Genomic DNA, 437 nt, shown 5'->3' on the forward strand with positions numbered 1-437 from the left:
TCGGTCTCGATGGCGGCGAGCTGGGCGGTGGAGAGTGCGGCGGCCTGAGCGGAGTTCAGAGCCGCGACCTGGCTGGACGTCAAGGCGTCCATGTCACCAGCCGTCAGGCCCTTGACCTGGAGCGTACTGAGCGACGCGATCTGTGCCGTGGACATGGCGCCGACGGCGTCACTGGCCAAGGCACCAACCTGGTCGGAAGACAAGCCGGCAAGCGCCGCGGTGGTGACGGCACGCAGGTCGGCCGTTTCCAGCTTGGCGAGCTGGGTGGTCGTCAGGCTGCCGAACTGGCCGGAGGTCAGTGCGGCGAACTGGGCCGTGCCCAGTGCGTTGAGGTTCTCGGTGGTCAGGTTGCCCAGCTGCGTGCTGGTCAGGGCCTGGACCTGGCCGGAGGCCAGCGTGCCGAACTGGCCGCTGCTCAGACTGTTCAGGTCGGCGGT

General features: G+C 68.6%; 1 pseudogene. It reads right to left on the minus strand.

The annotated features are described in order from the left end of the window. Positions 1-437, minus strand: a pseudogene (locus AC0IZJ_RS28355) (heme utilization protein); the annotation flags it as partial.

The organism is Roseateles sp. AC306, from assembly GCF_979253795.1.